The organism is Massilia sp. CCM 8734 (assembly GCF_011682155.1).
Lineage (GTDB): Bacteria > Pseudomonadota > Gammaproteobacteria > Burkholderiales > Burkholderiaceae_D > Telluria_A > Telluria_A rubra.
Genome location: NZ_WHJI01000039.1, coordinates 1 through 22,591 on the forward strand (window position 1 = coordinate 1; position 22,591 = coordinate 22,591).

General features: G+C 63.8%; 24 protein-coding genes. 14 read left to right on the plus strand and 10 right to left on the minus strand.

Annotated features, from left to right (window positions below; translation table 11 throughout):
• Positions 1-555 precede the first annotated feature (555 nt).
• Positions 556-1,017, plus strand: coding sequence for a hypothetical protein (locus tag F2P46_RS27555; protein WP_166896275.1), 462 nt, complete (start codon positions 556-558; stop codon positions 1,015-1,017).
• A gap of 19 nt (positions 1,018-1,036) precedes the next feature.
• On the plus strand, positions 1,037-1,459 hold the full coding sequence (locus F2P46_RS27560) for a hypothetical protein (protein ID WP_166896277.1): 423 nt from the start codon (positions 1,037-1,039) through the stop codon (positions 1,457-1,459).
• 39 nt (positions 1,460-1,498) lie between these two features.
• Here F2P46_RS27560 and F2P46_RS27565 read toward each other — a convergent pair whose 3' ends face one another.
• Complete coding sequence (locus F2P46_RS27565; protein ID WP_166896279.1) at positions 1,499-1,780, minus strand: hypothetical protein; 282 nt, start codon at positions 1,778-1,780, stop codon at positions 1,499-1,501.
• A gap of 180 nt (positions 1,781-1,960) precedes the next feature.
• Complete coding sequence (locus F2P46_RS27570; RefSeq protein WP_166896281.1) at positions 1,961-2,668, minus strand: LexA family transcriptional regulator; 708 nt, start codon at positions 2,666-2,668, stop codon at positions 1,961-1,963.
• A gap of 89 nt (positions 2,669-2,757) precedes the next feature.
• On the opposite strand from F2P46_RS27570, the gene F2P46_RS27575 reads away from it, so the two are divergent.
• From F2P46_RS27575 to F2P46_RS27590, 4 genes are all read left to right on the plus strand, one after another.
• Positions 2,758-2,964 carry a helix-turn-helix transcriptional regulator gene (locus F2P46_RS27575; protein WP_166896283.1) on the plus strand — a complete coding sequence of 69 codons (207 nt, stop codon included), beginning with the start codon at positions 2,758-2,760 and terminating at the stop codon, positions 2,962-2,964.
• 191 nt (positions 2,965-3,155) lie between these two features.
• The gene (locus tag F2P46_RS27580; RefSeq protein WP_166896285.1) at positions 3,156-3,578 is read left to right on the plus strand and encodes a phage holin family protein; all 423 of its coding nucleotides are present in this window, start codon (positions 3,156-3,158) and stop codon (positions 3,576-3,578) included.
• Positions 3,579-3,680: 102 nt separating this feature from the next.
• Complete coding sequence (trmB, locus tag F2P46_RS27585; protein ID WP_166896403.1) at positions 3,681-4,361, plus strand: tRNA (guanosine(46)-N7)-methyltransferase TrmB; 681 nt, start codon at positions 3,681-3,683, stop codon at positions 4,359-4,361.
• Positions 4,362-4,480: 119 nt separating this feature from the next.
• Positions 4,481-5,656 (plus strand): DUF418 domain-containing protein, encoded by a 1,176-nt coding sequence (locus tag F2P46_RS27590; protein ID WP_166896287.1) that lies wholly within the window; start codon positions 4,481-4,483, stop codon positions 5,654-5,656.
• Here F2P46_RS27590 and F2P46_RS27595 read toward each other — a convergent pair.
• Entirely contained in the window at positions 5,580-6,509 is a 930-nt protein-coding gene (locus tag F2P46_RS27595; protein WP_166896289.1) for an EamA family transporter, read from the minus strand. The genes F2P46_RS27590 and F2P46_RS27595 overlap by 77 nt on opposite strands.
• Positions 6,510-6,610: 101 nt before the next feature.
• Between F2P46_RS27595 and F2P46_RS27600 the strand changes: the two genes are divergently transcribed.
• A complete protein-coding gene (locus tag F2P46_RS27600) occupies positions 6,611-7,498 on the plus strand; it encodes an AraC family transcriptional regulator (RefSeq protein WP_166896290.1) in 888 nt (295 codons plus the stop codon).
• Here the strand turns inward: F2P46_RS27600 and recQ are convergent, their stop codons facing one another.
• From recQ to F2P46_RS27630, 6 genes are all read right to left on the minus strand, one after another.
• Complete coding sequence (gene recQ, locus F2P46_RS27605; RefSeq protein WP_166896292.1) at positions 7,499-9,322, minus strand: DNA helicase RecQ; 1,824 nt, start codon at positions 9,320-9,322, stop codon at positions 7,499-7,501.
• On the minus strand, positions 9,322-10,155 hold the full coding sequence (locus F2P46_RS27610) for an undecaprenyl-diphosphate phosphatase (RefSeq protein ID WP_166896405.1): 834 nt from the start codon (positions 10,153-10,155) through the stop codon (positions 9,322-9,324). The genes recQ and F2P46_RS27610 overlap by 1 nt, the downstream gene beginning before the upstream one ends.
• Before the next feature lie 139 nt (positions 10,156-10,294).
• Positions 10,295-11,041 carry a YoaK family protein gene (locus tag F2P46_RS27615; RefSeq protein ID WP_166896294.1) on the minus strand — a complete coding sequence of 249 codons (747 nt, stop codon included), beginning with the start codon at positions 11,039-11,041 and terminating at the stop codon, positions 10,295-10,297.
• A 26-nt stretch (positions 11,042-11,067) separates the two neighbouring features.
• The gene (locus F2P46_RS27620) at positions 11,068-12,012 is read right to left on the minus strand and encodes a carbohydrate kinase (protein WP_166896296.1); all 945 of its coding nucleotides are present in this window, start codon (positions 12,010-12,012) and stop codon (positions 11,068-11,070) included.
• 1 nt (position 12,013) lies between these two features.
• The gene (locus F2P46_RS27625; protein ID WP_166896298.1) at positions 12,014-13,222 is read right to left on the minus strand and encodes an AGE family epimerase/isomerase; all 1,209 of its coding nucleotides are present in this window, start codon (positions 13,220-13,222) and stop codon (positions 12,014-12,016) included.
• A 104-nt stretch (positions 13,223-13,326) separates the two neighbouring features.
• Positions 13,327-14,346: a LacI family DNA-binding transcriptional regulator gene (locus tag F2P46_RS27630; protein ID WP_166896300.1), complete on the minus strand. Its 1,020-nt coding sequence runs from the start codon at positions 14,344-14,346 to the stop codon at positions 13,327-13,329.
• A gap of 350 nt (positions 14,347-14,696) precedes the next feature.
• Between F2P46_RS27630 and F2P46_RS27635 the strand changes: the two genes are divergently transcribed.
• From F2P46_RS27635 to F2P46_RS27660, 6 genes are all read left to right on the plus strand, one after another.
• Positions 14,697-16,940, plus strand: coding sequence for a glycoside hydrolase family 3 C-terminal domain-containing protein (locus tag F2P46_RS27635; protein ID WP_166896302.1), 2,244 nt, complete (start codon positions 14,697-14,699; stop codon positions 16,938-16,940).
• Between the two features lie 6 nt (positions 16,941-16,946).
• Complete coding sequence (locus F2P46_RS27640) at positions 16,947-18,281, plus strand: cellulase family glycosylhydrolase (protein WP_166896304.1); 1,335 nt, start codon at positions 16,947-16,949, stop codon at positions 18,279-18,281.
• A gap of 20 nt (positions 18,282-18,301) precedes the next feature.
• Complete coding sequence (locus F2P46_RS27645) at positions 18,302-19,510, plus strand: glycoside hydrolase family 27 protein (protein WP_166896307.1); 1,209 nt, start codon at positions 18,302-18,304, stop codon at positions 19,508-19,510.
• Positions 19,511-19,516: 6 nt separating this feature from the next.
• Positions 19,517-20,251, plus strand: a complete 735-nt coding sequence (locus F2P46_RS27650; protein ID WP_166896309.1) for a GDSL-type esterase/lipase family protein — start codon at positions 19,517-19,519, stop codon at positions 20,249-20,251.
• Positions 20,252-20,333: 82 nt separating this feature from the next.
• A complete protein-coding gene (locus tag F2P46_RS27655) occupies positions 20,334-20,666 on the plus strand; it encodes a hypothetical protein (protein WP_166896311.1) in 333 nt (110 codons plus the stop codon).
• Positions 20,667-20,742: 76 nt separating this feature from the next.
• Entirely contained in the window at positions 20,743-21,273 is a 531-nt protein-coding gene (locus F2P46_RS27660) for a hypothetical protein (RefSeq protein WP_166896313.1), read from the plus strand.
• Between the two features lie 15 nt (positions 21,274-21,288).
• Here the strand turns inward: F2P46_RS27660 and F2P46_RS27665 are convergent, their stop codons facing one another.
• A complete protein-coding gene (locus F2P46_RS27665) occupies positions 21,289-21,555 on the minus strand; it encodes a YkgJ family cysteine cluster protein (RefSeq protein WP_166896315.1) in 267 nt (88 codons plus the stop codon).
• A 96-nt stretch (positions 21,556-21,651) separates the two neighbouring features.
• Here F2P46_RS27665 and F2P46_RS27670 point away from each other — a divergent pair, with 96 nt between their 5' ends.
• Positions 21,652-22,407: a FadR/GntR family transcriptional regulator gene (locus F2P46_RS27670; protein ID WP_166896317.1), complete on the plus strand. Its 756-nt coding sequence runs from the start codon at positions 21,652-21,654 to the stop codon at positions 22,405-22,407.
• Positions 22,408-22,591 lie beyond the last annotated feature (184 nt).

Here is a 22,591-nt window from a genome sequence, read left to right on the forward strand (position 1 = left end):
CAGAGCGGGTCGGGTAGCATTCATGGTGTGGGCGTTTTGATTAAGCGTCAGAAACTAAATCATGCCAGAAATGGGCGCCCACTCCCACCTTTTCGCTTGCGCTGCCAAGCAATTTTCATCCGTTCCGCTAGTTTTGCAAGAGGCTCAACTGAGAGCGAACGTAAGGTCATTCGCGCTGCATTAGATGCCATATTTGCAGTCCGGCAGCTGCCAAAATAGTGCCCCGCCGACCCATTTTTCTGCCAGGCTGGACCGGCTCAAGCTGAGCTTCGCACTCCCATTTTTTCCTTAAAACCCGCTCCACAAAATAGATTGAGCCCGCATGGATAGGGGCTTTTCGGCATCCTACAATCCCTATTTTGTGGAGCGAAAAACAGGCTCAAACCCGCATGGTTGTCACGTTTCTTTGGTAGCTTCCCAAGCTTACGACGAGGGTTCGATTCCCTTCACCCGCTCCAGTCAACCGGGTACCGCATCGTCTGTGGTGAACGCATGCGATTCCACATGGTATGGCCCGCACCGCGCCTGCGTTCATGCAAGCGAACGAAAGTCTCCATGCGCCCCATCACGACATTGCTCTTCGCCTCCCTCGCCCTGCCACTCATCAGTGCGGCTATTCCTGCCCATGCATGCAAACTTGCCGCAGAAGCGTACGACCTCACCGCGTTCCTGGCCAAAAAAGACACCAGGCAAGTCGTTTTCCTTGGAAAAGCAAGCTCGGTCGAATCGCTGCCAACAGCGCCCGGGCTTCTTGTTCATCAAAAGATCACGTTTGAAACGACGCGCTGGTGGCGCGGAGCGCCCAGCAAGATGGTGTCCGCAAGCGGCATCGTCGAAAAGCCGATGGGTAGCACTTGCGACGGCGAGTTTGATTTCTCGGTCACGGCTGGCGCAGAATGGCTGATCGTCGGTTATGTCGAGGATGGCAAGGTGCATCCGATGCCCAAGCTGAGCGAGCGCCTGACAAACGGTGAAATCCCAAGGAAAGTGCTTCACCTCCTCGGTGCCGGGCAGTGAATTTTTACTTAAGGTCATCATGAAGACAATGTCCAGCATGTGCCTCTGGCTGACGGTGCTGATGTTCTCGCCCGTCACCGCCACGGCATGCACGCCCGCCGGGAAATTCACCCCCTTGACTGTCGAGCAGCTCTACGACGGCGCTACCTATGTTGTGTACGCCGAGGGCGGCAAGGTGGTGCACGTCGATGGCGGCAAGCGCATCACAGTGAAGATCCTGGAGCATTTCAAAGGGCCGCCGCTCGACAGCGTGCCTGCCTACGAAAATAGCTGCAACCGTACACCGGAAAGTGGCGTAGCCGGGGTGCATTTTCTTGATCCAAACGGCAGGGGGCACGTGATGGCGTACCCATCCGGCCAAAGCGTGGAACAGATCCTGACAACGTTGCGCCGCATGAAAGCAGACGCCGCCGCCGACAAGACGCCGCCCGCTGAGCGATAAGACCCTTCAGTCACGCGCAAGGGCCACAATCGCCGCAATCTAGAACGGCAGCGCCCCTGCGTCGTCGGGCCTGGCGCTGAGATCGACCTCGACAAAGTTGACGTGTTCAAGCTGCACAAGGGCCAGCAACTCGCTGGTCTGGAAGGTGGCGAAGGCGCGAAAACCATTGTCCTCGACCGAGACCAGCATGATCGGCAAGGCCGGGAAATACGGCTGCAGCCGCACCAGCAGCGCCGGCCCGCGCTCGGGCAGGGTATCGGCCGAATCGACCAGCACGATCGCCACCAGGGAACCGCCCACGTTAATGCAGGCCGACTTCATCGCGCGCCCCGCTCGTCTGTATCAAGGTCAACCCGCTGACGTCCGCAGCCCCCAATCTGCGCGCAGGCTGCGCCATCGGCAGGGTTCCGGGTCTTCGGCTGTCGGCGCAGGACATCATTTTTTCTTTCAGTGTCACGACATGTTCGTCTGTATTTAGCAGGGTGGCGCCTTGTGGCCGCATCAGATCCGGTCACTCTCCTTGCGCACCACGCGCCCCACGATGATGCAATCGCTGCCCCGGCACACCTTGCGGTGGTACTTGCGCTTGTCGGAATTGTCGGACTCGAGCCACCATTCCCCCGCATCGCGCGAGAGCCGCTTGACCACCGCTTCGCCCTCGTAATTGACCGCGAACACCACGCCATCGGCCGGCCGGTTGTCGGCCGTATTGATCACGATGATATCGCCCTCGTACAAAGTTGGCTCCATGCTCTGGCCCTTGACGCGCGTGGCCACCAGCCGCTCCGGGATGAAATTGTGACGTCCCACCCAGGCCGCGTCGAGCGGCAAGGTGGCGCCTGTATCGTGCCCCGGCTCGGTTTGAAAACCGCTGATGCCGGCCGACAGCCGCAAGGTCACCATCTTGATCTGCACGAAGCGCGGGTCGCCATCTTCGGCCACGATGACCGGCTCCATCTCTGCCGGCAAGCCGTCGGCCCCGGCCGCGCGGCGCGCCATCGGCCCCGTGCCTTCGTGCAGCCACTCGAAGGCCACCTTGCAGGCCGCCGCCAGCGCCGCCAGGGTGGCCGCCTCCGGCCCGCGCGTGCCGCTGCGGTTGAGGATGCGGTTGATGGTCGGCTGCGGTACGCCGGAGGCGCGCGACAAGGCGCTCTGCGACTGGAAACCGGCTTCTTCCATCGCGTGTATGAGGCGGTCTGAAATAGTCATGCTGCCAATTATACACGTATGAATAGATATTTTCAAAACCGTAGCGTACTCTTGTTGAAAATCTATCCGAGCACGTATAGACTGTGTACATGGACAAAGAAATCTCCACCCTGTTACGGGAAATAAAGGATGCAACCGGGTGGACTGAGATGCGAATCGCGAGGGCGCTGGGTACCACCCAGCCGACCGTCAGCCGTATCCTGAATGGCCAGGCGGACTGCAAAATCGCCACCTTCCACGCCATCTGCGCGCTGCATGCGCTGAAATGCCCGCTTGCCCCGCAAGTGGATCGTTGAGTTGAGCTGGGCTGACCTGAGGCACCTATGAGCACGAGCAAACTTGCCGGCGGCATTCCCGCCGCACCGGGACAGTCACGTCCCCACCTTGTCCAGCGCGCCGCAGGCGCATCGATGATCCATGTACTGGAACGCCGGGGCCCGGATGGCACTGACGCTCCCCATCCCCACCAGCGCTTCAAGGAGGTCCCATGCGCGTCTTACTCAACCTGAAACAACGGCTTGCCCCCACCTGGCTGCTCGCCTCGTGGGACGCCAGCGCATCGGCCGCCACCAGCTTCGCCAGCGACCTGTCGAGCATCCCGCTCGATGGCGTGGTCGTCGCCGTCACCCTGTCCCTGGTCGGCGGGGCTGCCGGCACCTTGCAAAAGATCGCCAGCCCCGAGGTGACGATCAAGTCGCTGCCGCTCGAAATCGCCAAGGATATCCTGGTGTCCCTGGTGGCCGGCCTGGTCACATACTCGCTGTGCGCGTGGCAGGAGATTCCGCTGCTGCTGCAACCGGGCTGCATCACCATCGCGGCCTACGGCGGCTCGCGCGTGCTCGAACGCTACCTGTCGGCCGGCATCTCGCGCATGGAGCACCTGAACGGCAAGTCCGACAAACCCCTGTAAGCCTCACGCCCGCAGCCTGTCGGGAAGGCCGGTACGATATAATGTCGTCCGGCCTTTTTTTCTTCCCCCATCCCCATGTCCGCAGATACCCCGAACCGCCCGATGTTGTACGACCCGACCGAACATCGCATCCGCAGCTTCGTCACACGCGCCGGTCGCCTGTCGATCGCCCAGGCGCGCGCGCTCGAAGAGCTGGGACCGAAGTTCCTGGTCGAGTATGCAAAAACACCGCTCGACTTCGAACAAGCCTTCGGCCGCACAGCGCCGGTGATCCTCGAAATCGGCTTCGGCATGGGCGACACCACGTCGCATATCGCCAAAGGCATGCCGGAGAAGGACTTCATCGGCGTCGAAGTGCACACGCCCGGCGTGGGCAGCCTGCTCAAGCAGATCGGCGAACAGGGTTTGACCAACCTGCGCCTGATCCAGCACGATGCGGTCGAAGTGCTCAAGCAGATGATCCCGGCCGGCTCGCTGGCCGGCGTGCACGTGTTCTTTCCGGACCCGTGGCACAAGGCGCGTCACAACAAGCGCCGCCTGCTGCAGCCGCCGTTCGTCAAGCTGCTGGCCGAGCGCCTCGCACCGGGCGGCTACCTGCACTGCGCCACCGACTGGGAAGACTACGCGGTCCAGATGCTCGATGTGCTGGGCGCCGAAGCGCTGCTGCAAAACACGGCCGAAGGCTATGCGCCGCAGCCGGCCTACCGTCCCCTGACCAAGTTCGAAAACCGCGGCATCAAGCTCGGTCACGGCGTCTGGGACCTGGTCTTCACCAAAAAATAAACCCGATGGTGGCGATGCGGCCATGCGGGCTGCATCGCCACGTCTTTTTTCTCCAAAGTGGTAGCGTTTCCAACTAGAATGCACAATCTTGGTACGCTTCTTCACAAGGAGTCAATACGATGGGTTCACAAGCCCCCCGCCTGGACGTGGTCGACGCATTGCGTGGCTTCGCCATCGTGTCGATCATGCTGCTCCATAACATCGAGCACTTCGACCTGTACTACGTCGTACCCGACTTGCCGGCCTGGCTGGCCGCGCTCGACAACGTCGTCTGGGAGGTTGCCTTCTTCCTCTTCGGCGGAAAATCGTACGCCATCTTCGCGCTGCTGTTCGGCCTCACCTTCCACCTGCAGTCGCAGGCGCGCAAGGAGCGCGGCGAGGACTTTCGCACCCGCTACGGCTGGCGCCTGCTGATCCTGTTCGGCTTTGGCATGCTCAACTCGATGTTCTATCACGGCGACATCCTCACCATCTATGCCGTCATCGGCCTGTGCCTGCTGCCGGTCGCGCGCCTGCGCGACGGCGCGCTGCTGGCGCTGGCCGCCATCCTCATGCTGCAGCCGTACGAATGGCTGGTGCTGGCCGATGCCCTGCGCCAGCCGGATGCGATCATCGGCGACCCGGACTCGTGGCAGTATTTCGGGCGCATGAATGCGTACCTGACGGGCGACTCGCTGCTGCGCGTCTGGGCCGGCAATCTGACCAACGGCAAGCTGGGGGTAATTCTGTGGAGCTGGGAAAACGGCCGCATCTTCCAGATCCTGTCGCTGTTCATGCTCGGCATGCTGGCCGGACGGCGCGGCCTGTTCGAGGCCGGCGCCCACGGCATGCGTTTCTGGCGCCGCACCCTGCTTGTTGCCACCTTGCTGTTCCTGCCGCTGTACTCCATCCGCATGCTGCTGCCCGACTGGGTCGCCAGCACCGCCGTGCGCCGCCCGCTGGGCGTCATGGTGGCCTCGTGGTCCAACTTCGCCTTCATGCTGGTGCTGGTGGCGTGCTTTGTCGAGCTGCACCAGGGCGGTGCGCTGACCCGGGCGCTGCGCTTACTGGCCCCGTTGGGACGAATGAGCCTGACCAGCTACTTCACGCAGTCGATCATCGGTTCCTTTATCTACTATGGCTTCGGCCTGGGCCTGTACAAGGTCACCGGCGCCACCGTGTGCCTGTTGATCGGCGCTGTGCTGGCGGCGCTGCAGTGCGCCTTCTGCGCGTGGTGGCTCAGGCGCCACGCGCAGGGGCCGCTGGAGCAGTTGTGGCACCGGGCGACCTGGATGGGCGCACGCCAGGCTGCATGAAGGCCATCAGGTTCCCGCCCAGGACTAGCAGCAGGCCGCCAACGGCGAGGGCGCTCCACTGGTAGCCTTCCAGGACGGTGGACACGCTCAGCGCCACCACCGGAAACAGCACGGTGGAATACGCCGCGCGGTCCGGGCCGATGCGCCCGACCAGCAGCAGGTAGGCGGTAAATCCCACCACCGAACCGGGAATGGCCAGGTACAGCAGCGAGGCCGCGTAGCGCAGGCCCGGTTCGACCGCGAAGGGCATTTTCAAGAGCCACGCGCCGGCGCCGAGGATAGTGGCGCCGATCAGCATGGCCCAGGTATTGGTCAGCCAGGGCGTCAGGCCAAGCGCCTGCATGCGCGACGACAGCAGGTTCCCGGTCGAGAAACACAAGGTGCCCAGCAGCGCGAGACCGAGGCCGAACAGCATGCCACTGTCGTTCCAGTGTCCGCGCATCTGCGGCAGGAACAGCAGGGCGATGCCGCCCAGGCCCAGCAGGGCGCCGCCGATCACCTGGCGCCGGATCGGGCGCCCCATGAAGATGCGGCCGTTAATCGCGTTCCAGATCGGCGCGGTGGAGAACACCACCGCCACCAGGCCGCTCGGCACCCACTTGCTCGCGTAGTAAAGACATAGGAAATTACAGCAGAACAGCACGATGCCCTGCGCCAGCAGATAGCGCCAGGCGCTGCGCGGCGGCCAGACGGGTTTGCGCGTGGCGATCAAAAACAGCATCAGCACCGCGCTGGCGATCCAGAAGCGGTAGGCGATCGACACCGGCGCCGGCACCACGCCGAGTTGAAAGGTGATGGCGATCCAGGTGGTGCCCCAGATCAGGACCGTGAGAAAGTAGAGGAAGATATTCATGACGCCATCTTGCCCCGGCGTGGTGGGCGCGGCTTGTCTGATCTTGCGCACTTTGCGGCGCCCGACGGCAGCGGCGCGCTTGCCATGCTAGACTTTTCAGCATGCACTCACGACCATCGCTCATTTCGCACGCCGTCTTCAACACCATGAGCGGCACCAATGCCACGCTCGAACGTTTCGCGTGGCTGGGCGACGGCATGGCAACGGCAATCTGGCAGCGCGAAACCGAGGAAGAGCTCACCAGCTACGTGCAGCCCGGCCACCACACCCTGTCGTGCTACCTGGGCGGCGGCTACCGCATCGAGCGCGCCGACGTGCCCGGACGATTCGGCGCGCCGCAGCAACTCTGTTCCATGCCTGACTGGCATGAGTCGCAATGGGTGGTGCGCGGCCATGTGCGCATGCTGCATGTCTACTTCATGCCCGAGCATTTCACCCGGCGCGCCGTGGTGGAACTCGATCGCGAGCCGCGCGAACTGACCCTGGCCGACCGTACCTACTTTGAAAACCCGCGCATCGTGCAGCTGTGCGAATCGCTGCTGGCGCAATCGTGGGCAGGGCCCGACGATCTGCTGCGCGCCAACGAGACCACCCACGAAGCGCTGAGCGAACTGCTTCGTTCGCAAGCCATCGTGCAGCGCGACCTGCGCCTGCGCGGCGGCCTGGCGCCGCTGGTGCGGCGCCGCCTGGCCGACTACATCGAGCAGCACCTGGCCCAATCGATCACCCTGGGTGAACTGGCGCAGCTGGCCTGCATGTCGGAGTTTCACCTGGCGCGCATGTTCCGCGTCTCGTTCGGCATGCCGCCGTCGACGTGGGTGGCGCAGCGCCGCATCGAACGCGCGCGCGCCTTGCTCAAGGCCGGCAAGCTGCCCTTGCAGCAGGTTGCCGCCGCCTGCGGCTACGCCGACCTGAGTCACTTCAGCCATCGCTTCAGCAAGGCGGTTGGCGCCCCGCCGGGACGCTACCGCCAGGCGCTGCTGGAGTAGCTAGCTCATTTCCATGATGATGGCGACAATCTCGTCGCCATAGGAGACCAGCTTTTTCTCGCCCACGCCGGTCACGCCGCGCAGTTCCTGCAGCGAGGTCGGTTTGGCCTTGGCGATTTCGCGCAGGGTGGCGTCGACAAAGATCACATAGGCCGGCACGTTGTGGGCGCGCGCGGTCTCCATGCGCCACCAGCGCAGCTTCTCGAAAATCGCCTGTTCCGACTTGGACAGCTCCATCTCCACGTGCGCCTTGGACGACACGCCCGCCGCGCGCTTCTGCTTGACCGGTTTCTGGTACTGGCGCAGCTGCACCTTTTGCCCGCCCTTGAGCACCGGGCGCGCGGCGTCGGTCAGCTTGAGCGAACTGTAAACCTCATGGTCGACCGTGATCAGCCCGAGCGCAATCGCCTGGCGCAGAATGGCGCGCCACTCCGCTTCCGTGCGTTCGCCGCCGATGCCGTACACCGACAGCGAATCGTGGTGCCACTGCTTGATGCGGTCCGTTTCGACCCCGCGCAGCACGTCGATCACGTGGCCGGCCGCAAAGCGCTGGTCGACCCGGTAAATCGCCGACAGCAGTTTTTGCACCGGCACCGTGCCGTCGAACGACACCGGCGGAATCAGGCAGGTATCGCAATTGCCGCACGGGGTCGATTGCTCGCCGAAGTATTCGAGCAGGCGCACCCTACGGCAGCTCAGGGTCTCGCACAGTCCCAGCATGGCGTCGAGCTTCATCGACAGCACGCGCTTGAACGTTTCGTCCGCTTCCGATTCGTCGATCATGCGCCGCTGCAGCACCACGTCCTGCAGGCCGTAGGCCATCCAGGCGTTGGCCGGCATGCCGTCGCGGCCCGCGCGCCCGGTCTCCTGGTAGTAGCCCTCGATGCTTTTCGGCAGATCGAGGTGACAGACAAAACGCACATCCGGCTTGTCGATGCCCATGCCGAAGGCGATGGTGGCGACCATCACGATGCTCTCTTCACGCAAAAAACGCGCCTGGTTGGCGCTGCGCTTGGGGTAGTCCATGCCGGCGTGGTAAGGCAGGGCGCGGATGCCGTTTTCATTCAGGAAGTCGGCGGTTTCTTCGACTTTTTTACGCGACAGGCAGTACACGATGCCGGCGTCGCTGCCATGTTCGGTGGTGATGAAGTCGAGCAGTTGCTTGCGCCCGTTGGCCTTCTCGACGATCTGGTAGCGGATGTTCGGGCGGTCGAACGAGGACACGAACTGGCGCGCATCGCCCAGTTGCAGTCGCAACGCGATTTCGGCGCGGGTCTGCTGGTCGGCGGTGGCGGTGAGCGCAATGCGCGGCACGTCCGGGAACTGCTCGTGCAGGATCGACAGCTTGATGTATTCGGGCCGGAAGTCATGCCCCCACTGCGACACGCAGTGCGCCTCGTCGATCGCGAACAGCGCGATTCTGGAAGCCTGGAACAGGTCCAGGCAGCGCTGCGTCATCAGGCGCTCGGGCGCCACGTAGACCAGGTCGATCTCGCCGGTGCGCACCAGGCGTTCGATGCGCATCGATTCTTCGTAGGTCTGGGTCGAATTCAAGAACGCGGCGCGCACGCCCACTTCGGCCAGGGCGTCGACCTGGTCCTGCATCAAGGCGATCAGGGGCGAGACCACCACGCCGACGCCGTCGCGCAGCAGCGCCGGAATCTGGTAGCACAGCGACTTGCCGCCGCCGGTCGGCATGAGCACCAGCGCGTCGCCGCCGCTGGCGACGTGTTCGACGATTTCCTTCTGCTGCCCGCGAAACGCCGGGTAGCCGAAGACCGTCTGCAGCTGTTCGAGCGCGCGCGCTGAGAGGTCGGCGTCCATTATTCCGCCCAAACGACCCATCCGTAGTGCGAGCTGGCCAGCACCACGATGCCGAACACGATGCGGTACCAGGCGAAGACCGTGAAGTCATGGGTGCTGATGTAGCGCAGCAGCCAGCGCACGCACAAAAAGGCCGAGATAAACGCGGCGATCGAGCCGATACTGAACATCGGCAGGTCGGCCATCGACAGCACATCGCGTTCCTTGATCAGCGAATAGACGGTCGCCAGCAGCAGGGTCGGGATCGCGAGGAAGAACGAGAATTCGGTGGCGGCCTTGCGCGGCAGGCCGAACATCATGGCGCCGATGATGGTCGCGCCCGAGCGGCTGGTGCCGGGAATGAGCGCCACGGCTTGCGCGCAGCCGACCTTGAAGGCGTCGAGCAGGGTCATGTCGTCCACCGTTTCGACCCTTACCACCGGGGGATTGAGCTTGTTGCGGCGCTCCACCCACAAGATGATGATGCCGCCAATGATGAAGGCCATCGCCACCGGCACCGGCTTGAACAGGGCCGACTTGATCATCTTGCCCAGCAAAAGACCCAGCACCGCGAGCGGCAGGAAGGCGACGATCAGGTTGAGCATGAATTTTTGCGCCTTTGGGTCGCTCGTCAGTCCGGACATCACCGACGCGATGCGCGCGCGGTATTCCCAGCACACAGCCATGATGGCGCCGGCCTGGATCACGATCTCGAACACTTTCGCTTTTTCGTCGGTGAAGTCGAGCAGGCTGCCCGCCAGGATCAGGTGGCCGGTCGAGGAAATCGGCAGGAATTCGGTGAATCCTTCCACCAGGCCCATGATGATGGCCTTGAGCGCGAGAGCGAGAGTTATGTCCATTAAGCAGTTTGTATTGTTATCGGGGAAGTCGAACCGGAAGACGGCACGGTGCGGGGTCGAAGCTTACCACGAGCACGCCTCCGGCTTCTGATCCAGTCGCAAGTGCGGCGCTGTTTTTCGTGGCGGATGGGCGCTATTGTTTTCTTGTTGCAATATTCTTAACGTCGTCCAGCAGCGGCATGATCGCCAGGGTCATCAGGGCGAGCGCGAGCGGCACGGTTGCCACGTAGCCCAGATGGCTGAAGCCGAAGGCGCCTGCGATGCCGCCGACAAAAAAACAGGAGGCCAGCATGGCCAGCACCGCCAGGCGCTGGCGGTTGGCCTGGACCGGCGCCAGCGCCGCGCGGCTCCAGTACATCATCTTGCCCAACTCGATGCCAATGTCGGTGACGATGCCGGTAATGTGCGTGGTGCGGATCTCGGCATGCGAGAGTTTGGTGATCAGGGCGTTCTGCAATCCCATGATAAAACTGAGCAGCATGACGGTTGCCGACATCGGCAGCTCGCCGGCCGGGGCCAGGCGCGCACCGAGCAGGCCGAAGCAAAGCAGCAGCAGCGCTTCGAGCATGAGGGGCAGCGCATAGACGCTGTGCAGCGCGCGCCGCCGGCCGTAGTGGACCATGATCGCGGTGCAGGCCGCGCCGGCCATGAAGGCGAGCAGCATGCCCAAGCCGGTCAGCACCAGCGCGTGCGCGCCCAGCACCAGGTCGTCGGCCATGGCCGACACCACGCCGGTCATGTGCGAGGTGTAGCGCTGCACCGCCAGGAAGCCGCCGGCGTTGATGGCGCCGGCCACGAACGCCAGCATGTAACCCAGGTGGGCATTGGCGTCGCTGGAGCGGGCTGGCGCGGTAAGCCTTCTGGCGTAGTTGACGGGCATGCGGTGCTTTCTCGGGAACCGGTCGGTCATTGTAGCGCGGACCGCCCCGCTGGCGCCTGGAGCTGCAACAAGCCTTCGATCGCTTGCAGCGAAGGCGGGGTGGCGCCAGCGGCCTGGCACGCCGCCGCGCCGGCGGCCACTGCGAAGCGCAGGTGCTCGTGCGGCGCGCGCTGCGGCTGGTGCAGCAAGCTCCAGGCCAGCGCGCCGATGCTGGCGTCGCCCGCGCCCACGCTGTCGACCACCGTGATGGGTGGCGGGGCGGCGTGCCAGGCATCCGCGCCGATATGCAGCGATGCGCCTTGCGCGCCGCGCGTGTACAGGTAGGTGGCGCCCAGGTTCCAGCCGCGCAGGGTGGCGAATGCGCTTTCCAGGTCGGCGCTGCGAAACAGCCCGGCCAGGTCTTCATCCGACACCTTGATCACATCGGCCAGTGCCGTCATGCGCTGCAAGGTGGCGTCGTAGCGCTGGTCCATCAGCGCCCGGAAGTTCGGGTCGTAGCTGATCTTCACGCCATCGGCCTTGAGCGAGGCGGCCAATGCCAGCAGCTTGCCCGCCAGCGGCTCGCGCGCCAGGCTGATGCCGCCGAAATGCACCCACTTGCAATGCGCGCGCCAGCCGGCGGGCAGGCGCGCGGCGTCGAAGTGCAGGTCGGCGCTGTCGTCGCCGACGAAAAAGTAGCTGGGCGGGTCGGTTTGCCAGACGATCGCCAGCAGCGGCGAGCGCGCCTCGCGCTGCACGAAGCGCATATCGAGCCCGGCGGCCACGCTGGCGTCCCACAACTGGTCGCCGAACACGTCGCAGCTGACCGCGCCGGCGAAAGCGCTCGGCACGCCCAGGCGCGCCATCACGCGCGCCACGTTCCAGGTCGAGCCGCCCACCTGGCTGCGCCACTGTTGCTGGCCCGGTTCGGCGATCATGTCGGTCAGCGCTTCGCCGGCGGCCACAAACAGCGGGAATGTCGGTGCGTTCATGTCAGTCCTTCAGTACATTGAGCACTTCGTAACAGGCGCCCATGGTGTGGTAGTCGACCTTGCCGGCCGGGCTTTTTTCGTCGGTCAGCCTGGCGTTGGACGGGCTGAGAATACGGTACCACGCGCCGTGCTGGTGGTCGACAAAGTGCGTCCAGCTGTATTCCCAGAGGCGCTGGTACCAGTCCCAGTACACCACCTCGCCCGTGCGCGCGCCCAGCAGCGCGGCCGCGGTCAGGCTCTCGGCCTGCACCCAGAAGTATTTGTGGCCGTCGCAGATGCTGTCGTCGGGCGCGAAGCCGTAATAGACGCCGCCGTGCTGCGCATCCCAGGCTTTATCCATCGCCTGCAAAAACAGGGCGCACGCGCGCGGCAGCAGCCAGGCGCAATCGCCCGCCAGGTGCGCCTGGTGGCGTTCGAGGATCAGCAGCAGCTTGCTCCACTCGGTCAGGTGGCCCGGTTGGAATCCCCACGGGCGGAAGATGTTGGTGCTGTCGTGGCGGTTGTAGTCCATGTCGACCGACCAGTCTTGCTTGTAATGTTCCCACACGGTGTTCTCGCACAGCGCCGCCTGGCGCATGGTGATGTTGTGGGCCAGCGTTTCGGCGCGCTGCAGGTAGACCTTCTCGCCAGTCGCTTCAAAAGCGCTGATCAGGGCTTCGCAGGCGTGCATGTTGGCGTTCTGGCCGCGATACGGAGCGAGCTGCGACCAGTCGGCGCTCGCTTCGTCGGCGTACAGGCCATGCCGCAGCTCCCAGAAGCGGCGCTCCATCAGCGCGAAGGTCTCGCCGATATGCGCGCGTGCTTCTTCCACCCCGGCCATCAGCGCGTGCGCATACGCCAGCAGCACGAAGGCCAGGCCGTAGCAGTGGTTGGTGCCGTCCATGACCTCGCCCTTGCCGTCGGCCCAGTTCAAGGTCCAGGCGTAGCCGCCGGTGGCCGGGTTGCGGTGCGCCGCGCGCAGGAAGTCCAGGCCGTGCAGGAGGCGCTGCTGGTCGGCCGGGTCGGCGAACTGGCGGAACGCCATCGCATAGTTGAAGATGAAGCGCGTGCTGCTGACCAGGTGGCGCGTGTGGGCGTCGTAGACGGTGCCGTCGTCTTTGTAGAAGTGATAAAAGCCGCCGTTCGGATCGACGCAGCGCGGATCGTAAAAGCGCTTGGTGTGGCGAATGTGCTCGAGCAGGGTGTCGCGTGAATGAAAATCGGGGGCCATCGTCAAGTCTCGTTGTCAAAAAAGGGTGAAAAAATATGCGTGCGGACGCGGGCCGGGCGGCCGCGCTTGCGCAACGCGTGTTCAGTCGGTGAGGGAAATTCGCTCTATTTGTGCGGTCCGAAGTCGTCGCACACGGTGCTGGCGCGCACGATCAGCTCCACCGGCGCGACCTGCTCCACGGGCGGTTCCTGATGGTCGCGCAGCAGCAGTTCAACGCCCATCGCACCGAGCTGCTTCTTGTCGATGCGCAGGGTGGTCAGGGGCCGGTGCCCGAGCACCGCGCTGGAGATGTCGTCGAAGCCGACGATCGATACATCGTGCGGCACCGTCAGGCCGGCCGCCAGGCAGCAGCGCATGGCCACGAGGGCGGCGCTGTCGTTGTAGCAGAACACCGCGTCGGGCGGGTTGGGCAGGGCCAGCAGCGACTGCATCGCTTCGCAGGCGCCGGTTTCGAGATCGACGCCGTCCGCCAGGCTCGCTTCCAGGCGCGGGTCGGCCAGCATGCTTGATTCGAACAGCGCCTGGCGATAGCCCTTGTTCCGTTCGCGCACGCTGTAGTGGCCGAGCGAACCCGAAATCATGCCGATCCGCGTGCGCCCCAGGCCGATCAGGTGTTTGGTGGCCAGGTAGCCGCCCATGAAATTGTCGGGATTGACCGAGCTGTAACCGCGCAGCTTCATGTCGATCAGGACCAGCGGCTTGCCGCTCGCGCGCAGGGCGCCCAGCAGCTCGGGCTCGAAGAAGCCGGCGCACACCACCGCGTCCGGCGCGTGCATGCGCAACTGCTCGGTCACGCCGTCGGCCGGGCCGACCGCCATGAACGAAAGCACGATGCCCTGCTTGCGGCAGGCTTCCTCGGCGCCGTGCAGCACCGGCGAATAAAACGGACTGCTGGCCGCCGTGTTGTGCTGGCGGTGCAGTAAAAAAGTCAGGCGCCGCATGCGCTTGCGCCGCAGGTTGGCAAAATCGTAGCCCAGTTCATGGGCGGCCGAGAGCACCATCTGGCGCGTGGTTTCGGTCAGTCCCGGCTCGTTCTTGAGCGCGCGCGAAATGGTCCCCGCCGAGACGCCGGCGAATTTGGCGATGTCGCGGATGGTGACGTTCGATGGGCTGGCGGCGCTCATCGGAACGGGGCCTGCGGGGCGCGCGGAAGGTTCACAAGGTTCTCCAGTGGCAGATGCCTTTTTATGCTGAGAGTCTTGCATATCGATTAGCCCATGGTCAAACGATTGGTCCGGTTTGCAAACAGTTTAGCCCGGTTTTACTAAACAGGGCGGCGCCGTCCGCCACTGAAGCGGCCATGCCCCGCGCATGGCCGCGCGCGTGTTTAGTGATCATGGCTAAACATGGTCGAAAGTGCCATTTTTTGTTTGACCGGCCGAGGCTGCGCATGCACACTCGTCTCATCCATATAAACCGGCCGGCGACCCTTTCCAGGCGCCGAGCGGGTAAATACAAACAGGAGACACGCACCATGAACACCCTGACCAAACACGCCCTGGCCGTGGCGATTGCGGCCGCGCTGCCGCTGGTGGCCGGCGCGGCCGATAGCCCGAAGCCCTGGCTGGACCCGGCGCTTTCCGCCGGCCAGCGCGCCACGCTGGCGCTAAAGGAAATGACGCAGGAAGAAAAGCTGCAATGGGTGTACGGCTACTTCGGCGCCGACTTCGCGCCCAAGAAAACCATCAAGATCGCCGCCGCCCTGCCGTCGTCGGCCGGCTACATTCCCGGCGTTGCGCGCCTTGGCCTGCCGGCGCTGTTCGAGACCGACGCCGGCCTTGGCGTGGCCTCGCAGGCCAGCGCCAATCCACGCGAGCGCACCTCGCTGCCGTCCGGCCTTGCCACGGCGGCCACCTGGAACCCCAGGCTGGCTTACCAGGGCGGCGCGATGATCGGTCTTGAGGCGCGCGCCTCGGGCTTTAACGTGATGCTGGCCGGCGGCGTGAACCTGATGCGCGATCCGCGCAACGGCCGCAATTTCGAATACGCCGGCGAAGACCCGCTGCTGTCCGGGATCATGGTGGGGCAGGCGGTCAAGGGCATCCAGTCCAACCATGTGATTTCGACCGTCAAGCACTATGCGCTGAACAACCAGGAAACCGGCCGCAACGAACTCGATGCGCGCATCGGCAATGTGGCGGCGCGCACCAGCGACCTGCTGGCCATGCAGCTGGTGATCGAACAGGGCGACCCGGGCTCGGTCATGTGCGCCTACAACCGCGTCAACGGTCCGTACGCGTGCGAGAACGCGTGGCTGCTTAACGAAGTGCTCAAGCAGGACTGGGGCTTCAAGGGCTACGTGATGTCCGACTGGGGGGCGGTGCACAGCACCGTGGCATCGGCCAACAATGGGCTGGACCAGCAGTCCGGTTCCGAATTCGACAAGTCGCCGTACTTTGCGGGCGCGCTCGAAGAAGCGGTCAAGACCGGGTCCGTGTCGCAGGCGCGCTTCGACAATATGGTGTACCGCATCCTGTTCGCCATGTTCGACAAGGGCGTGGTCGATCATCCGGTCAAGCCGGACGGCGCGATCGACTTTGCCGCCCATGGGCTGGTCAGCCGGCTCGATGCCGAAGAAGGCATGGTCCTGCTCAAGAACGCCGCTCAGGTGCTCCCTTTGCGCAAAGACGTGAAAACGATTGCAGTGATCGGTGGTTACGCCGACCAGGGTGTGCTCTCCGGCGGTGGCTCGTCGCAGGTGTATCCGATCGGCGGCAGCGCCGTCAAGGGCTTGCTGCCGGCCAGCTGGCCCGGTCCCGTGGTGTACCACCCGTCCGCGCCGGTGACCGAAATCGGCAAACTGGCGCCCGGCGCCAGGGTCGTTTTTGATAGCGGCGCCGATCCTGCCAGGGCGGCGCAGCTGGCCGCCACGGCGGACGCGGTCATCGTGTTCGGCACCCACTGGATTGGTGAAGCCAATGACGCGCCCGACCTGTCGCTGCCGGACCGGCAGGATGCATTGATTAGCGCCGTCGCCAGCGCCAATCCGCGCACCGTGGTCGTGCTCGAGACGGGCGGCCCGGTGCTGATGCCGTGGCTGGACAAGACGGCGGCCGTGCTGCAAGCCTGGTATCCGGGCACGCGCGGCGGCGAGGCGATTGCGCGCGTGCTGTTCGGCGATGTCAATCCGTCCGGGCACTTGCCGGCCACCTTCCCGCAATCGTTGGCCCAACTGCCGCGTCCCGTGCTCGATGGCGACCCGGCCAAGCCGCAGATGCAGTTCAAGGTCGATTATCACGAAGGCGCGGCGGTTGGCTACAAGTGGTTCGATCTCAAAAAGCACAAGCCGCTGTTCCCGTTCGGGCATGGCTTGTCGTACACGCAGTTCGCCTATTCCGCCCTGGCGGGCGAGTACAAGAACGGCCAGCTGCAGGTGCGCTTCAGGGTCAGTAACACGGGCAAGGTGGCCGGCAAGGACGTGGCGCAGCTGTACGTCGCTCCGGTCGGCGCTCGCTGGGAAGCGCCCAAGCGCCTGGCCGGTTGGGACAAGGTCGACCTGCAACCGGGCGAAAGCCGCGACGTGACCCTGACGGTGGAGCCGCGCATGCTGGCCGTACTCGATGGCCCGTCCAAGACCTGGCGCATCGCCAGGGGCAAATACAAGCTGATACTGGCGCAGGATGCCGGCGGCACCGGTGAAAGCAGCATCATGGTCGACCTGCCGGCGCGCACGCTGGACCTTCATGGCAAAGCACTTCCTTCAAACGTGAAAAGGTAGAAAGCGATGATCAAGATGAACCAAGTGGTTGCGGCTTTGGCAATGGCGGGTATGGTCGGTGGTGCGGCGGAGGCGGCGCCGGTGAGCGCGGCGGGCAAGAGCGAATTCGTGTCGGTCAAAAAGACGCACTTCGCGCGCAAGGGAAAAACGTATTACATAGCCGGCGCCAACTTCTGGTACGGCGGCTATCTGGGCTCGCCCTCCGGCGTGGGCGAGCGCGCGCGCCTGCGCAAGGAACTCGACACCATGAAGGCGCTTGGCATTAACAACGTGCGCGTGCTGGCCGTCTCCGAAAAAACCGAGATGAGCAGCGCCGTGCGCCCGGCCACCACCAACGGCCCGGGCAAGTATGACGAAGACCTTCTGGCGGGCCTGGACTTCCTGGTCGATGAACTGGGCAAGCGCGACATGACCGTGGTGCTTTACCTGAACAACTTCTGGCAGTGGTCGGGCGGGATGACACAATACCTGAACTGGTTCGAAGGCACGCCGGCGCTCGACCCGAACGTGACCCGCGATTACGACGACTACATGGCCAAGACGGCGCGCTTTTACGCCAACAAGGATGCGCAGAAGGAGTATCGCGGCACGATCAAAAAGATCGTTCACCGCGTCAACACCATCAACGGCAAGCCTTACCGCGACGATCCGGTCATCATGTCGTGGCAACTGGCGAACGAGCCGCGCCCCGGCAACGGCAAGGCCGGCGACAAGGAAAAGGCGATTTACACCACATGGATCGCCGAGACCGCGCAGTACATCCATGAACTGGACAAGAACCATCTTGTGAGCAGCGGCAGCGAAGGCCTGGCCGGGTCGGCGCAGGATGCGAAACTGTTCATGGCCTCGCATTCGACGAAGCATATCGACTACCTCACGTACCACCTGTGGCCAAAGAACTGGGGATGGTTCGATTCCAAAAAGCCGGTCGAGAGCTGGGACGGAGCAATTGCCAAAAGCCGCGATTACCTGAACTCGCACATCGACATGGCCAAGACGCTCGGCAAGCCGATCGTGCTGGAAGAATTCGGCCTGGACCGCGACGGCGCCTCGTTCGACATCAAGGCCGGCACCAAGATCCGCGACCGCTTCTATGGCGAGATTTTTGAATTGGTCCAGCGTCGCGCCGCCAACGGCGACCCGATCGCGGGCTGGAACTTCTGGGCCTGGGGCGGCGCCGGGCGCGCCGCCAACGCCGACTACTGGTGGAAGCAGGGCAATGACTTCATGGGCGATCCGCCGCAGGAAGAGCAGGGCCTGTACTCGGTGTTCGACTCCGATGCCAGCTCGCTGGCGCTGATCAAGGAGCACGCGGGCAAACTGCGCGCCCTCCAGAAGTAAGACGAGCCGACGGGACGACCATGAAAATCGCCACGACGCTGTTGATGGCGGCAGCACTGCTGCCGGGCGCGCGCGCATCGGCGCAAAAGTTCGACACCCTCGCGGCGACGCCGCAAATGGGCTGGAACAGCTGGAATAAATTCGCCTGCAATATCGATGAAAAACTGATCCGCGAAACGGCCGATGCCATGGTCAGGATCGGCATGAAGGACGCCGGCTACGAGTACGTCAATATCGACGACTGCTGGCACGGCAAGCGTGACAAGAGCGGCAACATCGAGCCCGACCCGGTGCGCTTCCCGACGGGGATGAAGGCGCTGGCCGACTACGTGCACGCGAAAGGCCTCAAGCTGGGGATCTATTCCGACGCCGGCGCCACCACCTGCGGCGGCCGGCCGGGCAGCCGTGGCCACGAATACCAGGATGCGATCACCTACGCCAACTGGGGTATCGACTACGTCAAGTACGACTGGTTCGACACCAAGGGCCTGAACGCGGCCGCCGCCTACACCACCATGCGCGACGCCATCCGCAGCGCCGGGCGGCCCATGTTGTTCAGCATGTGCGAGTGGGGCGACAACAAGCCGTGGGAGTGGGGCGCCGATATCGGCCATTCGTGGCGCACCACCGGCGACATCTATCCGTGCTGGGATTGCGAGATCAATCACGGCTCCTGGTCCGCCTTCGGCGTGCTGCGCATCCTCGACAAGCAGGCCGGCCTGCGCAAGCACGCCGGTCCCGGGCACTGGAACGACATGGACATGATGGAAGTCGGCATGGGCATGAGCGAGGACGAAGACCGCGCCCACTTCTCGATCTGGGCCATGATGGCGTCGCCGCTCATCTCCGGCAACGACCTGCGCTCGATGCCGGAGTCGACCCGCAAGATCCTGACCAACAAGGACGTCATCGCCATCAACCAGGATAAACTTGGGGTGCAGGCGTGGAAGTTCATGTCGGAAGGGACGCTGGAGCTGTGGGCCAAGCCGCTCGCCAACGATGAATGGGCGCTGATGATCCTCAATCGCGGGCCGGGTCCGATTAACTACAAGGTGGACTGGAAAAAGCACAGGATCAGCGATGACCTGAGCAAGCGCGAACTCGATATCAACAAGACCGCCTACCGCTGGAGCGACGCCTGGAGCGGCAAGACCGGCGACACCGGCAAAAACCTCGACCTCACCATTGCGTCGCACAGCGTGGCGATGCTGCACCTGAAAGTAAAGTGACCGACCATGAACCTGCGACTTGTTACGATCCTGCTGGCCGGCGTCCTGTGCGGCGGCCCTGCGCACTCCCAGGCGGACCCTGTGCAAACCTGCGCCGTCAACATCAAGCCGCGCACCCAGGCGTATCCGTGGATGACCATCGAACGCTGGAAGCGCATGCACGAAGACCAACTGGCGCTGGCCGAGAAGGGCAATGTGGACTTGATGTTCCTGGGCGACTCGATCACCGAAGGCTGGCCGCGCGACATCTGGGATGCCAGTTTCGGCGCGTACAAGGCGGGCAATTTCGGCATCGGCGGCGACAACACCGGCAATGTGTTGTGGCGCCTGCAGGACAAGCGCATGGCCAGGCTGTCACCCAAGGCGATCGTGCTGCTGATCGGCGTGAACAACTTCGGGCTGTGCGATGAAAAGCCGGACCAGGTTTTCGCGGGCGTCAAGGCGGTGGTCGCGGCCTTGCGCAAGCAGTATCCGGACGCGCGCATCCTGCTCAATGCCGTACTGCCGACCGGCGAATTGGCCAGCAGCGAGCGGCGCCAGAATGTCGTTGCGCTCAACAAAATGGTGGCGACCCTGGACGACGGCCGCCATGTGGTTTTCCGCGACTACGGCGTCTCCTTCGTGCAGCCTGACGGCAGCATCGGCGCCGACATCATGGGTGACCATCTTCACCTGACGCAAAAAGGCTACGCCATCTGGGCCGACGTCATGCTGCCCGACGTGAAAAAGCTGATGAAGTAAGTCATGCACCGCAGCGCACTGGCCGCTCGCACTGGCGCTCTCTTGTGGCATCGTTTGCGGCCGTGCCTGGGCCGAGCCGACCGTGCGCGCGGACGACCCGTGCATCGCGCGCATGGGCAGGACCGTGGCGCAGGCCGACGGCAGCCTGCGCTTCGCGTATCCCGGGGTGCGGCTGTCGCTGGCGTTCGAGGGCAGGGCGCTATCTGTCGACGCCGTCGCCAGCGGCGAGCGCAGTCATATTGAAGTGACTGTGGACGGTGGCGCGACGCGCATCATCGGCTTGTCCGCAAGGCCCCGGACGATCAGTATCACGGCTACTGTATTTGTAGCGGAGTTGAGGCAGATCAGTGGTGAGTGTGACTTTTATGTTCGGAAGCAAAATTGTGCATCCAGTCCCATCGCATCACCATGTTAAGCTTGCGCTATTTGCTGCATGTCGCTTCGGCTCGATGTTGAGCGTAACCAAATCGAAGAAGTGAGTGTCCACCTCAATGAAACAACCCGATTTCACTCAACTGTTTTTTGACACCTTCAAGAAATGCCCGGCAGGCGTTCATTACAAGGTGCGAAGCGATTCGAATTTTCAGCACGACATTCACTTTCTTTACAGCCTGGTCAAGAATGCGCGCTTTACGCTGGCGGACATCCAGCATGAGAAGCAGACTTTGGTCATTCCCTTGTGCCGGCAGCGCAGCGAGTTATGGCAAGGCACGTCGCCGCCAAAGCGTAACGATATGAGCAGCGAGTTACGATTTACCCGCGTCAGAAAAATCGAATGGACTGCCAGCCAGGTGACCCGCAAAGCGTCCGACGAGGGAACCTTGTTCGACGTTGACGATGCGATCGGCGGCCGTCAACGGTGCGAGATCGATGCGCTCTTTGTCGGCGAATCAAGCCGTGAGTCAATGCGCTCTGGCATCGAGATTGTGATCGCCGGCTATCCCGGCTGGCGGCTCAGAATTGGGTTGGCGCACGAAGGATGGACGGTATCGGTCAAGGATGGCACTCCCGCGACATTGTAAATGGGTAGTTGAAAATCAGTCATTGCAAGCCGGCGCGGTCGCCCGCTCCAGCTCCCCCAGCCACTGCATCGCATGTTCCCGGCTGCTCCCGCACATTTCTTCCGATGGCTGCAGCCCGCCGCAAAACGCCGGCCGTTCCGGCTTGCCGAAAATCAGGCAGCGCTTGTCCGCGCCGAGCTGGATGCAGCGCTCGCCCGCGGCTTTGCCATGCGGCATGCCGGGAATCGGACTGGTGATCGAAGGGGCGGTGCAGCAGGCGCCGCAATTGTCTCGGCAATTCATGCCATCTCATTTCTGTGGGTGATTCTAGGTCGCCCAAGTATACACCCCATCCAATCATAAGATGTCGTACAACTATTCGGGTTGTATAATATGCGCATGACACCTTCCCCTACTGCCCAGGCGCTGCCGCCACCCCGCAAGAAACACCGCACCCTTGCCCAAGGCGTGGTCGAACACATCACGGGCAGCATCCAGCAGGGCGTGCTCAAGCCCGGCGACAAGCTGCCGACCGAATCGGCCATCATGGAGCAGCACGGCGTGAGCCGCACCGTGGTGCGCGAAGCCATTTCGCACCTGCAGGCGGCCGGCTGGGCCCAGACCCGGCATGGCATCGGCACCTTCGTCATCGAACGCAGCAACGCGGGCCTGGCGATCAACGCCGAGAGCATCGTCACCGTCATGGATGTGCTGGCGATGCTGGAACTGCGCATCAGCATGGAGGCCGAAGCGGCCTGGCTGGCGGCGGCGCGCCGCAGCGAAGCGCAGGTGGCCGAACTGGCCAAGGTGCTGGGCGCCATGCAGCGTAGCGTGGCGCGCGGAAGCCCCGCCGTTGACGCCGATGTGCAGTTCCACCTGTTGATCGCGCAGGCCACCGGCAACCGCTATTTCGTCGATATCCTGAGCCAGCTGGGCACCACCATCATCCCGCGTGCGCGCATCAACATGCCGCAACTGGGGCACGACGATCCGGCCGCCTACCTGGAACGGGTCAACCGCGAGCACGAAGACATCTTCAACGCGATCTTGCGCAAGGACCCGGAGGCGGCGCGCGCCGCCATGCGCACCCACCTGAGCAACAGCCGCGAACGCCTGCGCCAGGCGCAGCAGCAACTGGAGTCGAACGGGGCCTGATCGCCCGTCCACCCATCCCGCATACGGGAGCGCGCCCGCCGGCGCTCCCGCCGCTCTTCGCTTCGCCCTCCCTGTTTTCCGCCAGCGGCCCCGCGCCGGCGGCGCCCTCATCCGTCTCAACGTTGTGCTTGCTTATGTCCAAGACTGGTTGTACGATGACGTATCACTAGCGCCAAACAATCCG

What these genes read in the sequence shown, in the direction of transcription:
- F2P46_RS27555 (WP_166896275.1), top strand. Translation starts at nt 556, where the DNA reads ATGCGCCCCATCACGACATTGCTCTTCGCCTCCCTCGCCCTGCCACTC.
- F2P46_RS27560 (WP_166896277.1), top strand. Translation starts at nt 1,037, where the DNA reads ATGAAGACAATGTCCAGCATGTGCCTCTGGCTGACGGTGCTGATGTTC.
- F2P46_RS27565 (WP_166896279.1), bottom strand. Translation starts at nt 1,780, where the DNA reads ATGAAGTCGGCCTGCATTAACGTGGGCGGTTCCCTGGTGGCGATCGTG.
- F2P46_RS27570 (WP_166896281.1), bottom strand. Translation starts at nt 2,668, where the DNA reads ATGACTATTTCAGACCGCCTCATACACGCGATGGAAGAAGCCGGTTTC.
- F2P46_RS27575 (WP_166896283.1), top strand. Translation starts at nt 2,758, where the DNA reads ATGGACAAAGAAATCTCCACCCTGTTACGGGAAATAAAGGATGCAACC.
- F2P46_RS27580 (WP_166896285.1), top strand. Translation starts at nt 3,156, where the DNA reads ATGCGCGTCTTACTCAACCTGAAACAACGGCTTGCCCCCACCTGGCTG.
- trmB (WP_166896403.1), top strand. Translation starts at nt 3,681, where the DNA reads ATGTTGTACGACCCGACCGAACATCGCATCCGCAGCTTCGTCACACGC.
- F2P46_RS27590 (WP_166896287.1), top strand. Translation starts at nt 4,481, where the DNA reads ATGGGTTCACAAGCCCCCCGCCTGGACGTGGTCGACGCATTGCGTGGC.
- F2P46_RS27595 (WP_166896289.1), bottom strand. Translation starts at nt 6,509, where the DNA reads ATGAATATCTTCCTCTACTTTCTCACGGTCCTGATCTGGGGCACCACC.
- F2P46_RS27600 (WP_166896290.1), top strand. Translation starts at nt 6,611, where the DNA reads ATGCACTCACGACCATCGCTCATTTCGCACGCCGTCTTCAACACCATG.
- recQ (WP_166896292.1), bottom strand. Translation starts at nt 9,322, where the DNA reads ATGGACGCCGACCTCTCAGCGCGCGCGCTCGAACAGCTGCAGACGGTC.
- F2P46_RS27615 (WP_166896294.1), bottom strand. Translation starts at nt 11,041, where the DNA reads ATGCCCGTCAACTACGCCAGAAGGCTTACCGCGCCAGCCCGCTCCAGC.
- F2P46_RS27620 (WP_166896296.1), bottom strand. Translation starts at nt 12,012, where the DNA reads ATGAACGCACCGACATTCCCGCTGTTTGTGGCCGCCGGCGAAGCGCTG.
- F2P46_RS27625 (WP_166896298.1), bottom strand. Translation starts at nt 13,222, where the DNA reads ATGGCCCCCGATTTTCATTCACGCGACACCCTGCTCGAGCACATTCGC.
- F2P46_RS27630 (WP_166896300.1), bottom strand. Translation starts at nt 14,346, where the DNA reads ATGAGCGCCGCCAGCCCATCGAACGTCACCATCCGCGACATCGCCAAA.
- F2P46_RS27635 (WP_166896302.1), top strand. Translation starts at nt 14,697, where the DNA reads ATGAACACCCTGACCAAACACGCCCTGGCCGTGGCGATTGCGGCCGCG.
- F2P46_RS27640 (WP_166896304.1), top strand. Translation starts at nt 16,947, where the DNA reads ATGATCAAGATGAACCAAGTGGTTGCGGCTTTGGCAATGGCGGGTATG.
- F2P46_RS27645 (WP_166896307.1), top strand. Translation starts at nt 18,302, where the DNA reads ATGAAAATCGCCACGACGCTGTTGATGGCGGCAGCACTGCTGCCGGGC.
- F2P46_RS27650 (WP_166896309.1), top strand. Translation starts at nt 19,517, where the DNA reads ATGAACCTGCGACTTGTTACGATCCTGCTGGCCGGCGTCCTGTGCGGC.
- F2P46_RS27660 (WP_166896313.1), top strand. Translation starts at nt 20,743, where the DNA reads ATGAAACAACCCGATTTCACTCAACTGTTTTTTGACACCTTCAAGAAA.
- F2P46_RS27665 (WP_166896315.1), bottom strand. Translation starts at nt 21,555, where the DNA reads ATGAATTGCCGAGACAATTGCGGCGCCTGCTGCACCGCCCCTTCGATC.
- F2P46_RS27670 (WP_166896317.1), top strand. Translation starts at nt 21,652, where the DNA reads ATGACACCTTCCCCTACTGCCCAGGCGCTGCCGCCACCCCGCAAGAAA.